This is a genomic window from Bradyrhizobium sp. IC4059 (genome assembly GCF_020193615.1).
GTDB lineage: Bacteria > Pseudomonadota > Alphaproteobacteria > Rhizobiales > Xanthobacteraceae > Bradyrhizobium > Bradyrhizobium yuanmingense.
The window spans coordinates 247,365-260,251 of record NZ_JADYVH010000002.1 but is presented as its reverse complement, the minus strand read 5'-3'; the positions used below and the strand labels follow the sequence as shown (position 1 = coordinate 260,251).

Genomic DNA, 12,887 nt, shown 5'->3' with positions numbered 1-12,887 from the left:
CCAAACGGACGCTGCTTCACTGGCACGTCAGCTGCTGCTCGAACCAGCCGCTCAACCGATCCGACAGGGACGGCCACATCCGCCGGAAGCTGTCGAGCTTGCCGACATTGGCGCGATACATCGCCCGCAATTCCTGCTCGACAGCCGGCAGGTCGACGCCTGCGCAGACCCCGTCCCGCGCGATCGTCCTGCCGGCGACGACCACCTCCTTCACCAGCGACGCATTGCCGCGCGCGAACAGCAGCGCCATGGGATCGACCGGCATGATCTGGTCTCGATCGAGCCGGTCAAGATCGATCACGACGTAGTCGGCGGGATTGCCCGCCGCGAGCTCACCATTCCCGGGCGCCCCGGTCGCATGGCGTCCGTTGCGGATGGCGAGCGCAAACATCTCGGCGGGCGTCCATGTCGCCTTGAAGCCGAGCCCGCCGTGAACCATCTGCACCAGCCGCATCTCGCGCAGGATGTCGTCATCCTCGTCCAGCGCCAGACCGTCGACGCCCACAGTGATGGCGCAGCCGCATCTGTGCGCAGCGGCGATCGGGGCGAGGCCCGAGCGCAAATGCATGTTCGAGCTGAAATTGGTGACGATGCGCGCGCCGGAGGCGGCGATCATCTCGAGCTCTTCGGGACGGGCGTGAATGCAATGCGCCAGCGTCAGCCGCTCGGAGAGAAAGCCGACCTCGCGAAGCCAGCGCACCATGTCCGGAAAGTGCTGGTCGGCCCAGGCGCGCTGATAAACTGTTTCCAACAGATGCATGTGAATGCGGCGACCGGTCCGCGCGGAGTTCTCCGCGACGGCCTCCAGCAGCGGCTTCGAGCACCATTGCACGCCGGCGGGTCCGAGCTGCACGTCGACCATCGGTCCGGCGATGGCTGCGGCAATCGCATCGGTCAGCTCGATATAGGCCTTCGGCGACATCGGCGCGCGAACGAAGAGATCCTCGATCGTCTTGCGATCGTCCCCGGGAAGCCCCGAAAGCACGGGCGCGGCATCACCGTAGACGATGGGATTCTGGTCGCGCACCGCCAATGCAAACGCCATGCGAATCCCGACGTCGGATGCGGCTTTCGCAATGGCCTTGGCCTCGTCCACCAGCGGCATCGTCCCGCTCGGGCGCGTGTAATGGACCATCATCGCCGCGCAGCCCGCCTTGGCGGAACGGGCCAATGCCGAGACGGCGGTCAGATAGGGATCGACCGGCGAGCCCAGCGCGGTTCGCAAAATCCAGCTTTCCAGGGGCATGCCGACCGCACCGAAGGACGACGCCGTGGCACGGGCATGATCATGGGCGTTGACGAAGGCAGGGATGACGAAGGAGCGAGGCGCCGGCCCCGCTCCTCCCGAGATTTCGGTGATGACGCCCTCGTCGTGCCGCAGCACGACGTTCTCGCTGACGCCACGGTCAGGGCCACGGAACAGGCTGGTTGCCGAGACCTCCGTGGCCATGGCTGTTCCTCCAAGTTCAGTTGGCAGTGTACACCAGCTCCCGCTCCGCGCGCGGCGGCAGGAATTCGCGCGAGAACACCTCCGCCGGCGTCGGCGCACGGGCGAGCTGATAGCCCTCGACCACGATGCCGATCGCGCGCGTCATCCGGTCGTCCTTGATGTCGCCGATGCCGATCTCCTTCATCTCCGGCGAGACGATCAGCTTCTCGAAGGAATATTGCAGCCGGCGCTTCTCCACCTCGGCGTTGATGAGATTGTCGTAGTTCAGCGCCGCCTTCATGCCGGCATTCTGGTCCTTGGCGATCGCGATCGCACCCTTGTTGATGGCGCGCACCAGGCCCGCGACGGCCTTCGGATTCGAGGCGATCAGCTTGCGGGAGACCATCACGCCGTTGGAATAGAGATCGAGGCCATATTCACCGAAGGAGAACCATTTGAAGTCCTTGTCCGGATCCTGGCGGTTGAGCACCAGATTGAAATAGCTGGTGATGTTGAAGACGAGGGCCGCATCGATGTCGCCCTTGATCAGCATCGGCTCCTGCAGGTTCGGCGCCATGTTGGAGATCTTGATCTTCTCACCGTCGAGACTATTCTTGCGCGTGAACACCGGCAACAGGCGCGTCGTCGGCGTGCCCTGCGCACCGCCGAGCGTGCGGCCTTCGAAATCCTTGATGGTGTTGATGCCGCTGCTCTTCTTGGCGACGATGGCGAACGGCGGCTGGTTCCACATCATGTAGACCATGACGGGCGCCTCCTGCGGCTTGGTCGAGGCGTTCTGGATGATGGCGTTGACGTCGCCGAAGCCGGCGTCATAGGCGCCCGACATCACGCGCGTGACGGTGGCGCCGGAGCCCTCGCCCTGATCGATGACGACGTTGAGGCCTTCCTCTTTGAAGAAGCCGTTGTCCTTGGCATAGAAGAAGGCAGCGTCGCTGCCCTGGGTTTTCCAGCCTAGCGTGAACTTGATCGTGGTCTCCTGCGCGGTGGCGGCGCCTGCGGATAGCGCCAATCCAAGCAGCGCGGCGGTTAACTTCCTCAACATCGAGACCTCCTCAGCTTCGTTGCGTGACGGTTCAAGAAATCAGGTGGCGATCACGTCGTTCTTGCGCGTGGCCCAGCCGGTGACCTGTCCTTCGATCAGCGAGAACACGACGTAGAGCGCGACACCGAGCCCGGCGAGCACGAACAAGCCCGCGAACACCAGCGGCACGTTGAAATTGGAGGACGCGGTCATCATGACGTTGCCGATGCCGCGGTTGGAGGCGACCGTCTCCGACAGCACCGCGCCGACGAAGGCGTAGGAGATCGCGACCTTCAGCGAAGCAAAGAAGAACGGCATGGTGCGCGGCAGACCGACATTCCAGAGGATATCGAGCTTGCTGGCGCCGAGCGCCTTCAAGACGTCCTCGAGCTCGGGCTCCGTGGTGGCAAGTCCCGTCGCGATATTGACCACGATCGGGAAGAAGCAGATCGACAGCGCAGTCAGCACCGCCGGCACCGTGCCGGAGCCGAACCACAGCACGAAGATCGGCACCACCGCGACCTTGGGGATCGAGGAGAAGCCGATCAGCAGCGGATAGCAGGTGTCGTAGGCCGTCTTCGACACGCCGATGATCGCGCCGAGGGCGACGCCGAGCGCGACGCCAAGCACGAAGCCGAGCATGGTGGTGGCGAGCGTCTGCACGATGTGCGGCCACAGCACCGGGAAGCGCTGGACCAGCGTCACGAAGACCTGCGAGGGCCGCGGCAGCACCAGGTCGGACATGCCGGTCATCAGGCAGAACAGCTCCCAGGCGACGAAGAACAGCACGATCAGCCCCGCCGACCACGCTTTTTGCCTGACATCGATCCCTAACATCAGCCTGCCCCCTGCTCAGCGGCGCTGCGCGCATCCTCGATGAAGGCGCGCAGCTTCTGGTTCAGCGCGACGAAATCCGGCTCGAACGTCATCGCGACCGTGCGCGGCCGCGCGAACTCCACGCGGCTGTCGTCGAGGATGCGGCCGGGACGCGCGCTCATCACGCAGATACGACTGGCAAGGAAGCCGGCTTCGCGCAGATCGTGCGTCACCAGCAGCACGGTTGGCTTGTGCGTCATCCAGAGATTCTGGAGGATCGCCCATAGCTCCTCGCGGGTGAACTGGTCGAGCGCGCCGAAGGGCTCGTCGAGCAGCAGCATGCGCGGCTCGTGGATCAACGCGCGGCAGAGATTGGCGCGCTGGAGCATGCCGCCGGAGAGCTGCCAGGGATAGCGGTTGCCAAACCCTTTGAGGCCGACCTGCTCCAGCAGCGCATTGGCCTTGTCGCGGAATTCGGTCTTGCGCAGCTTGCGGAACTTCGAGCGGAACGGCTCGACGATCTTCAGCGGCAGCATGATGTTCCGCTCGATCGTCATCCACGGCAGCATGGTCGGGTTCTGAAAGGCCATGCCGACCCGCATCGCCCGAGCCGCCACCTCGCGGCCGCCGACGATGACGACGCCGCTGGTCGGCTGCACCAGGCCGCTGACCAGCCGCAAAATGGTCGATTTGCCGCATCCGGACGGGCCGACCAATGCGACAAACTCGCCGTCGGCGATCTTGAGCGTGGTCTTCGACAAAGCAGGCACGGCGCGGTCGCCGCGCCCGAAGGTCACCGAGGCCTCCGACAGCTCGATGGCGATCGTCGCAGAGCCTTCGGGAACGGGCTGGCCGTCGAACTGGGCGTTGGGTTGCATGCGCATCACGGAAAAAAGTGCATGCAAGCTGGATGCCAGCGATCGAGCCCCGCGAAATCAATGGCCTAGCCGAAACCCGCGTCAAACCGCCGGATTCGATTTAGGCAGTCCCGAGGCCAAACTGCATGCAATTGGAGCGCTGAATCGACGCGAGCCTGTGCTAAAGAGAGATATCACTCCCATGGGATTCGCCGATGGCGGCACGCGCCAGCAGCAAGACTTCTGAATCGTCGGACAAGGTCAGCGTGATCTGCCGCGCGCTCCGGCGCGCCATCATCGAGCAGGCGCTGGAGCCCGGCGCCAAGCTGCCGGAAGATTCACTCGGCGAACGTTTCGGCGTCAGCCGCACCATTGCCCGCCATGCCCTCGGCCAACTCGCCGCCGAAGGCCTCGTCGAGCTCCGCCGCAACCGGATCGCCGTGGTGGCGACGCCGAGCTGGCAGGAGGCGCGCGATGCCTTCGACATCCGCATCGAGCTCGAACGCCTCGTCGTGCGCCAGCTCGCGGGCAAGCTGACCAAGGCGCAGATCGCCGAGCTGAACGCCCATGTCGATGCCGAGGATCGCGCCCGCGGCGGCACGGATGCGGTGTCGATCCGACTCGCGACCGAATTCCACATTCTGCTCGCCCATATGACGAACAGCCCGATTCTGGTGCGCTATGTCAGCGAGGTCGCCTATCGCTGCTGCCTGACGCTGTCGCTGTACAGCCGGCCGCATTCCACCGAATGCGCCATCAACGAGCACCGCGCCATCATCGCGGCGCTTGCCAAGGGCGATGCGGCCAAGGTGATGGAATTGATGCATCATCACCTGGATTCGGTGGCCAATCGTGCGCTGGTCGCTCCCACTCCGCAGCGTGGCCGCGATCTGCTCGACATCCTCGCACCCTATGCGGACGAGGTGACGAGCAATCGCGTCGTCAAGCTGCCGAAAATCGCGCGGAGGGGCTAAGCCTCGATGCCGCGCTGGACGAGGATGCGCTCGGCGCTGTCGTTCCAGACATCCATCTTCACGATCTGCCCGTCCCTCACGACGAAGCGATCGACATAGCGGTTGCCCTCGAACGGCGTGCCGTCCATCCATTCGCCATAGAGCGTGCCGACGCTGTAGACGACGGTCTCGTCCGGGCCCGGGCAGACGTCGAACCGGTCCATCTTCTTCTTGACCCAGCGATAGCGTTTCGCGTTGAAGCCGGTCGGCCCGCGCGGATGGTCGAACGCGCGCCCGCCGGTGAACGTGATCGCCGTGCCCGGCTTCATATAGGCCGCAGCGGCGTCGGGATCCGGTATCATCGAAGCGGTGAGATAGGCTTCGACGATCTCGGCGTCGGTCATCGGGCTTTCGGGTTTTGCGGCAGTAGACATCGCGGGGTTCTCTTGGGACGCCGCTATTTTACAATCCGGGCCTCAAAGTGCATGCACATTTTTTAGACAATACGGCCTCAGCACTGCACACAATCTGGAGCTGCCCGCTCCGATGGCTTCGGCTAGGCTGCTGCAGCTGAATCCAACGCCATGACCACCCAAGCCGCTTTCGACCTGATCTTCCGCAACGCGCTGTTGCGCTCTTCCGCCGCACCGGTCGATATCGGGGTGAAGGACGGCCGCATCGCCGCGATCGCGCCAAAGCTGGCCTGCGAGGCCGCCGAGGTCGACGTTGACGGCCTCCTCGCCCTGCCCGGCTTCGTCGACACCCACATCCATCTGGACAAGGCCTGCCTGCTCGGCCGCTGCGGCCACGATCTCGGCAGCGTCTCGGAGGCGATCCGCGCCGTCGCCGGGATGAAGAAGGATTTCACAATCGAGGACGTCTACGCGCGCGGCGCCAGGGTGCTCGAACGCGCCATCGGCAACGGCACGACGCGCATGCGGACGCATGTCGAGATCGACCCCCGCATCGGCCTCCGCGGCTACGAGGCGGTCAAGGCGCTGAAGCGCGATTACGCCTGGGCGATCGATCTCGAGCTCTGCGTCTTCCCGCAGGAAGGCCTCACCAACGATCCCGGAGCCGAGGAGCTGCTGATCCAGGCGCTGCGCGAAGGCGGCGAGGTCATTGGCGGCTGTCCCTACATGGACACCGACCCGAACGCCCATCTCGCGCGCATCTTCGATCTCGCTGAGGAATTCGACATCGACGTCGATCTCCATCTCGATTTCGATCTCGATCCCTCCTGGTGGCATCTCGACGAGGTCTGCCGCCAGACCGAGCGGCGCAGCTACGGCGGACGCGTCGCGATCGGCCATGCCACGAAACTGTCGGCCTTGCCCCCCGAACGGATGAAGGCGGCCACTGCGCAACTGGCAAGGTCAGGCGTTGCGGTCACCGTCCTGCCCGCGACCGATCTCTATCTGATGGGGCGCGAGGCCACGCACAACGCGCCGCGCGGGCTGACCCTCGCCCACAAGCTTGCCGGCGACGGCGTGCTCTGCTCGGTCGCGACCAACAACGTGCTCAATCCCTTCACGCCGTTCGGCGATGCCTCGCTGCTGCGGATGGCGAACTTCTACGCCAACGTCGCGCACGCCTCGGTCAGCGACTTCGACACCTGCCTGGACCTCGTGACCGAGCTGCCGGCCCGGCTGATGAACCTCGCCGACTACGGCATCGAGGTCGGCAATCCCGCCGATCTGATCGTGCTCGATACCAAGGACAGCCGATTCGCCATCGCCGAGCTGCCTGACGTCCTGATGGGCTTCAAGCGCGGCCGGCAGACATTTGCACGGCCGCGGCCGACCCTGTTCAAGAGCTGACAGCGGTTCTGGGTCCGATATCCCGGGAATCGCGCGCAGAACTTGTTGGCGGCGGAGCCACTGCAGTTCGATTTTACCGCCGGTCCGCGCCGACCCGAGTTCGGTAGAATCCCGGACCGTAGCTCAACGCATTGCGAGGCAGGCCGCGCCGCCATAACTAGGACGTGCACTGACAATCTGCGTTCAGTGGGGAAGTATGAGTCCGTTCAGCGCATTCAGCAGCATCGATGATTCCGTCCAGGCCCGAACGCCGACCGATACGGCGGTGAAGCGGCTGGACGGCATCGGCCACGTTCTCTCGGGTCTCGATATCTCGGCCATCCAGACGCAGGCCGACGTGAACCGTACGCTCTGGACGCTCGATGCCGCCAGCAAGTGCGTTCGCGCCGTGCTGGCGGAGTTCCGCACCCAGCCGGCCACCGAGCAGCTCGTCCGTAAATCCCGCAATCTGATCGACCTCATCGAACGCGCGCGTGACCAGGTCGGGAGCTTCGAATCCCGCGACCCGGTCCTGAGCTGACTATTTCGTCCGATTGATCTTCGCCAGGATCCGGTCCGCCTCGGTGCGCCAGTCCGCACTGCGGGCGAATTCGCTGCTGCCCCTCAACCCGAACAGCCCCTCATCGGCGAGATCGGCCATCCAGGCCTGCCGCTCGGCCGTGCCTTGCGCCGACCACGGCGTCAGCCCCGCCTCGCGCACGGTCTCGGCGACCTCGCGCACCTCCTCGGCCCGGCGGCGGCCGTGCTCGATCACGCGCTGGAAGCAATAGGCGCCCAGCTCCTCCCAGTCGATCCCGGGGAACGTTTCCGCAAGCGAAGGCAGCACCGCATCCTCGACGCCATAGGCACGCGCCGTCGTGAAGCTCTCGATGACCATGGCCTCCAGGCCCTTGATCATGATGCTGCGGCACATTTTGACGGCCGAGGACACGCCGAGCTTGTCACTGGCAACCTTGGCCGCGAAACCGATCGTATTCAGCAGCGGCTCGAGCTCCCTCGCGCCGGGTCCGCCGAGCAGCAAAGGCACCTTGATGCGATAAGGCGGCACCGAGGTCATCACCGCGCCCTCGACATAGCGCCCGGCGGCGCCGTCGATCAGCGCCGCCGCGCGCTGCTTGGCGCCAGGAGAGGCCGAGTTGAAATCGAGAAACCAGGTGCCCTGATTGATCGCTGCCACACAGGCCTTTGCGACCGGCACGGCCTGGCTCGCCGTGACGGCGGAGATGATGAAGTCGGACTTCGCGGCCAGCTCTGCGTGGGAAGTTGCAAGAGAGACATCGAATTTCGCCGCATGCTCCTGCAGCGGCGCGCCCTGCTCGCCGCCGAGCTTGATATCGTAGGCTGAGACCTTGATGTCCTGCTGGCGCAAATCCTCGGCCAAAATCCGGCCGACCTCGCCATAGCCGACCAGTCCGATCTGCCAGCGCCTGGGATCACCTGCCATCAGTTCAGTCCTCGTGTCGTCTCGTCAAAGAGCTCATCGACCGTATAGCGGCGCGGGATCAGCGCCTGCTGGAATGCGTAGTCGATGATCAGCTCGAGCGGTTTTCTGTTGGCCTCGATCCCGAACGGAACGAGGTCCGGCGTTGCCGTCGGTCCCGTCTGCGCCTTGTTCCGCTTGAGCAGATCATAGACGCCGGCGACCACGTCGGGGCGCGATTTCGCCAGGCTCTCGGTCACGACCACGAGATGGTTGATCGGGACCACGCCTCGCCGCGAATACCATCTGGAGGCTTCTGCGGCCGGATCGGGAAACAGCGGCTTCAGCTTGGGATCATCGGAGGTCTCGCCGAGGACGGCATCGAGCTCGCCGTCGCGCAGCATCTGCAGGATCTTCTTGTCCTTCGGCGCGCGCTCCGTGGTGTCGACATATTCGGCGACATGCGGATCCTCGAAGGTGATCCAGCGAATCCTGTCGAGATCGACGCCGCAATCGTTGGCGAGGATGCCCCTGATCCAGGCGCCCGTCGTGGTCGTGAAGGAGCGGATACCGACGCGCTTGCCTTCGAGATCGGTGGGCCCGAGCGTCCCATGCGCGGGATTATAGAGAGCGTAAGAATGCTGGAAGCGGCCGAGCATGGTCGCCGGCAGCAGCACCAGCGGCTTGCCGTGCGCTTTCGCCATCAAATAGGTGACGATCGCCATCTCGCAGACGTCGAAGGCCTGCTCGCGCACCATCGGCTTGAACGCCGTGTTGGTCGGCGTGTATTCGATGAAATCGAGATCGAACAGGTCGGAACGGAGCGCCCCGCTCTTCACCGCCTGCACATGGTGGTGACTGCCGAGTACGGCCTTCAGCTTGATGTTGCGGACCGGCTTCATGTCAGCTCGTCCGCAACCGTCGGAAACAGGCGCTGATAGGCCTCGCCATAGGTCATGGGCACGCCGGTGTTGCGGCTGCCCTGGATGCCGCGGTTGAGCGCGACGCGCTCGTAATAGCCCCAGAGATGTTTTTGCGCGGCGAGAATCTGGAACGCCTCGTATTTCTCCTTCCAGACCTCGTCGATTTTGAGGATCGTGTCCGGCTTGTAGTTGCACTGCTCGGGCTGGTGCGGCTCGAACAGGAACACCGGCGGGGCCGAGTATTTGTACTGCGCGCCGGGCTTGTGGCCCATGGCCTGCGCGACCACGCGCGTCTCCTGCGCGAAATGCGCCGCGTTCGGATGGTCGAAATTATAGGGGTCTTCCAGCGCATGCGTCAGGACGAAGCTCGGATTGAGCTCGCGGTAGATGTCCACCATGCGGTCGAAATGCGCCTCGGTGAGCTTCAGCGGATAGTCACCGCAATCGAAGAACTCGATTTCGGCGCCCAGCAGCCTGGCTGCCCGCTCCGCTTCGTCCTTGCGGCCGGCCTTGACCGATTCCAGCGTCGCGCCCTGCTCCTTCCAGGCGAACTGGCTCTCGCCGCGCTCCCCGAAGGACAGGCACACGATCTTCATCCGATAGCCCTTCTTCGCATGCAGCGCGATGGCGCCGCCGGCGCGCCAGACGAAATCGCCGGGATGGGCGGTGACGATGAGGCCTGTTTTCATGGGCTACTCCTTTTCGTTCGTATGCATCCGCCAGCGTCCGCAACGCATGTCGCGCAACGTCTCGTCACGCCTCGAACCCGAACAGGCGCGCGGGATTGTCGACCAAAATCTTCGTCTGCACCGCCGGCTCCGGCGCGAACAGCGGAATCAGATCGACGAGATCGCCGTCATTCGGCATCACCTTGACGTTGGGATGCGGCCAGTCCGTACCCCAGATGACGCGATCCGGCGCGGTCTCGACGATCTTTCGCGCGAACGGCACCGCATCGGTGAACGGCGGACCGATAGAGGACACCCGCTCCGAGCCGCAGATCTTCACCCAGCACTTGTCATCGCGCTGCATCAGCTCGATCAGGATCTTGAACGGCAACTGGTCGAGCCCGTCTGCCGCCTTCACCCGGCCCATATGGTCGATGGTGTAGGTCAGGGGCAGCCTTGTCAGCATGTCGGCATATTCGGGCAGATCGATCGCATCGAAATGCAGATCGATGTGCCAGCCGAGCGGCGTGACCATCGCGACGATGCGGTCGAACACGCGCTTGTCGGGGACGCCGCCGAGATGGCGGACGAAATTGAAACGGCAGCCGCGAAAACCGCCCTCATGCAGCACGCGCAGGTCGCGCTCGGTGACGGCGCCATCGATGTTGGCGACGGCACGGTAGGCGCCATTGCTCTCAGCGATCGCATCGAGCGCCACCCTGTTGTCGGTGCCGTGCACGCTGGCATTGACGATGACGGCGCGCTCCACGCCGAGCTTGGCATGCAGGATGCGAAAATCCTCCAGCGGCGCATCCGGCGGCGTGTAGGAACGCTCCGGCGCGTAAGGGTATTTCGCGCCGGGCCCGAAGATGTGGCAATGCGCGTCACACGACAGCTTCGGCAGCCTGAACTTCGGCGCGCGCGTATCAGGATCGGGCGGCGGAATGGTCGGCGTGTACATCATCGTCATGAGGTGAACCGCCGAAGCGTTTCACGTCTTGCCGGCGACGACCGGCCGCCGCCGCGCCGGCGCGGCCTCATCCAGCGCCGGCGCCTGGAAAGCCGCGACGGTGGCCTGCACCAATTGTTCGATGGCGCAAGCGGCATCGCTGCCGTCGGCCTCGCCGCGCGACAGGCGCGACACGCGTTCCGGCGTCACCAGTGAATAATAGAGTGCGCCGAGCAGGAAGTGACTGCGCCAGACGATGTCCGTGCGCGGAATGTGCGGCAGACTCTCGTGCACCGCGTCGATGAAGGCGTGGCTGGTGTCGTCGAAGGTCTGCGCGATGATCTTTCGCGCGACCTCGTTACCTTCCGCCGACATCACCGCGCGCAGCCGCGTGAAACGCGCCCCGCCGCCGGCGAGATCGCTGCCCGAGGTGAAGGCCGGCACCACATAGGCCCGAACGATCGCCTCCAGCCGGTCCTGGAGATCGCGCACGCGCTTTGCGGCCGCGAGCAGCTCGGAACGGCGCAGATTCATCGGCCCGCAATGACGCCGGTAGATCTCCAGCAGCAAACCGTCCTTGGTCTTGAAATGATAGGTCACGCTGCCCGGATTTGCCCCGGCAGCTTGCGCAATGTCGCGCACCGATACGGCATTGAAGCCGTTGGTGGCGAACAGCTCCTCCGCGGCGGCGAGGATCGCCTCGCGCATGTTCGGCTTGCGGGCCGCTTCCTTGCTGGTGGGCTTGCGTACCATGAGATTTGTACTATCGTACAAAAGATCAGGTCTCGTCAACAAGAACGTGGCAATGGCGGGACGGCGCAGGCGCGTAAGCGCCGTTCAGTGACTGGCGCTCGCCCGCATCTTCTCCGGCGGTGCGGGACGCAGTCCGAGATCGCCCTCTCCGTCTCCCGACGGGATCAGGATGGCGCGGTCGCGCGGCAGCGCCTCCGGCATCTCGTCGCGGATGAAGGCGATGAGCTTCTCCCTGATCTCGCAGCGCAGGTCCCACGACTGCGGTGCGTTCCTGGCACTGACCAGCGCCCGAAGCTCGATGGTGCGCGAATCGGCATCGATCACCTGGAGATTCACCACCTCCCCGTCCCACAGCTTCGACTGCTTCACCGCCTCCTCCAGCCAGCGTCGGATGCGCGGGACGTCGGCGCGATAGTCGACATGCAGCGCGACGACGCCGATGAGGGATGCGGTGTCGCGCGTCCAGTTCTGGAACGGCTTTTCGATGAAGTAGGACAGCGGCACCACCATGCGGCGCCAATCCCACAGCCGGATCACGACATAGGTCGAGGCGATGTCCTCGATCCAGCCCCATTCGTTCTCGATGATCACGGCATCCTCGATGCGGATCGGCTGGGTGATCGCGATCTGCAGGCCGGCGATCAGATTGCTCAGCAGCGGGCGCGCGGCAAGGCCGACGATGATGCCGGCAGCACCTGCGGAGGCGAACAGGCTGACTCCGTATTGCTTCACGGAGTCGAACGTCATCAGCGCGGCGGAGACCGTGATGATGACGATGATGGTGTCGGTGACGCGCTTGAACACGCGCACCTGCGTGACGTGCTTGCGCGCGACGAAATTCTCGGTGACATCGCGAAAGTTCTGCAAGTAGCGCGCCGCGCTCATGTCGACGATCCGGATCGAGATCCAGCCGATCAGCGCGATGAAGGCCACGACGAACAGCCGCGTCAGGGGGGTGCGGATCGTATCGTCGAGCGGCGCCAGCGGCAGCACCATTGCGACGGCGGCAAGGCAAAGCGCCATTTGCGCGGGGCCTGCCGTGCGCTCGATGAACACGCTCAAGAGCGGAAGCCGCGTTCCGAAAGCGCGGTTGAGAAGCCATGTGGCAACCCGGTAGACGAGCAGGGCAAGAAGGATCGCGCCGGCAACCAGGGTGAGGCCGATGAACCATGACGGTATCCAGCCGAACATCCTGTCGATATCGGCCGTCAGAGCCTGCCAATCCATGGATCGTCCCCATCATTGCACTCACGCAAC

General features: G+C 64.6%; 14 protein-coding genes. 3 read left to right on the top strand and 11 right to left on the bottom strand.

The features are described from left to right. Nucleotides 1–16 precede the first annotated feature (16 nt). From I6F12_RS07100 to I6F12_RS07085, 4 genes are read right to left on the bottom strand one after another with little or no spacing between them, the layout of a single operon-like run. Entirely contained in the window at nucleotides 17–1,450 is a 1,434-nt protein-coding gene (locus I6F12_RS07100) for an amidohydrolase family protein (protein ID WP_225155853.1), read from the bottom strand. Nucleotides 1,451–1,466: 16 nt separating this feature from the next. Continuing rightward, nucleotides 1,467–2,492, bottom strand: a complete 1,026-nt coding sequence (locus tag I6F12_RS07095; RefSeq protein ID WP_036034362.1) for an ABC transporter substrate-binding protein — start codon at nucleotides 2,490–2,492, stop codon at nucleotides 1,467–1,469. A 39-nt stretch (nucleotides 2,493–2,531) separates the two neighbouring features. Next, entirely contained in the window at nucleotides 2,532–3,308 is a 777-nt protein-coding gene (locus I6F12_RS07090) for an ABC transporter permease (RefSeq protein ID WP_225132862.1), read from the bottom strand. Further along, nucleotides 3,308–4,165, bottom strand: coding sequence for an ABC transporter ATP-binding protein (locus I6F12_RS07085; protein WP_036001404.1), 858 nt, complete (start codon nucleotides 4,163–4,165; stop codon nucleotides 3,308–3,310). The genes I6F12_RS07090 and I6F12_RS07085 overlap by 1 nt, the downstream gene beginning before the upstream one ends. A 194-nt stretch (nucleotides 4,166–4,359) precedes the next feature. Between I6F12_RS07085 and I6F12_RS07080 the strand changes: the two genes are divergently transcribed. Next, nucleotides 4,360–5,118 (top strand): GntR family transcriptional regulator, encoded by a 759-nt coding sequence (locus tag I6F12_RS07080; RefSeq protein ID WP_225155852.1) that lies wholly within the window; start codon nucleotides 4,360–4,362, stop codon nucleotides 5,116–5,118. Here I6F12_RS07080 and I6F12_RS07075 read toward each other — a convergent pair. After that, a complete protein-coding gene (locus tag I6F12_RS07075; protein ID WP_225155851.1) occupies nucleotides 5,115–5,531 on the bottom strand; it encodes a nuclear transport factor 2 family protein in 417 nt (138 codons plus the stop codon). The genes I6F12_RS07080 and I6F12_RS07075 overlap by 4 nt on opposite strands. A 150-nt stretch (nucleotides 5,532–5,681) precedes the next feature. On the opposite strand from I6F12_RS07075, the gene I6F12_RS07070 reads away from it, so the two are divergent. Both I6F12_RS07070 and I6F12_RS07065 read left to right on the top strand, forming a co-directional pair. Then, complete coding sequence (locus I6F12_RS07070; protein ID WP_225155850.1) at nucleotides 5,682–6,917, top strand: amidohydrolase family protein; 1,236 nt, start codon at nucleotides 5,682–5,684, stop codon at nucleotides 6,915–6,917. 196 nt (nucleotides 6,918–7,113) lie between these two features. Next, nucleotides 7,114–7,437, top strand: a complete 324-nt coding sequence (locus I6F12_RS07065; protein WP_225155849.1) for a hypothetical protein — start codon at nucleotides 7,114–7,116, stop codon at nucleotides 7,435–7,437. Here the strand turns inward: I6F12_RS07065 and I6F12_RS07060 are convergent, their stop codons facing one another. From I6F12_RS07060 to I6F12_RS07035, 6 genes are all read right to left on the bottom strand, one after another. Next, nucleotides 7,438–8,361, bottom strand: coding sequence for an NAD(P)-dependent oxidoreductase (locus I6F12_RS07060; RefSeq protein WP_225155848.1), 924 nt, complete (start codon nucleotides 8,359–8,361; stop codon nucleotides 7,438–7,440). Then, entirely contained in the window at nucleotides 8,361–9,239 is an 879-nt protein-coding gene (locus tag I6F12_RS07055) for a hypothetical protein (RefSeq protein ID WP_225155847.1), read from the bottom strand. Before I6F12_RS07055 ends, I6F12_RS07060 begins: the two co-directional genes overlap by 1 nt. After that, on the bottom strand, nucleotides 9,236–9,949 hold the full coding sequence (locus I6F12_RS07050; protein WP_225155846.1) for a PIG-L deacetylase family protein: 714 nt from the start codon (nucleotides 9,947–9,949) through the stop codon (nucleotides 9,236–9,238). The genes I6F12_RS07055 and I6F12_RS07050 overlap by 4 nt, the downstream gene beginning before the upstream one ends. 64 nt (nucleotides 9,950–10,013) lie before the next feature. Continuing rightward, complete coding sequence (locus I6F12_RS07045; RefSeq protein WP_225155845.1) at nucleotides 10,014–10,898, bottom strand: amidohydrolase family protein; 885 nt, start codon at nucleotides 10,896–10,898, stop codon at nucleotides 10,014–10,016. A gap of 21 nt (nucleotides 10,899–10,919) precedes the next feature. After that, nucleotides 10,920–11,630, bottom strand: coding sequence for a TetR family transcriptional regulator (locus I6F12_RS07040; RefSeq protein ID WP_225155844.1), 711 nt, complete (start codon nucleotides 11,628–11,630; stop codon nucleotides 10,920–10,922). 84 nt (nucleotides 11,631–11,714) lie between these two features. Then, a complete protein-coding gene (locus tag I6F12_RS07035; protein WP_036001308.1) occupies nucleotides 11,715–12,857 on the bottom strand; it encodes a mechanosensitive ion channel family protein in 1,143 nt (380 codons plus the stop codon). Between the last annotated feature and the right edge of the window lie 30 nt (nucleotides 12,858–12,887).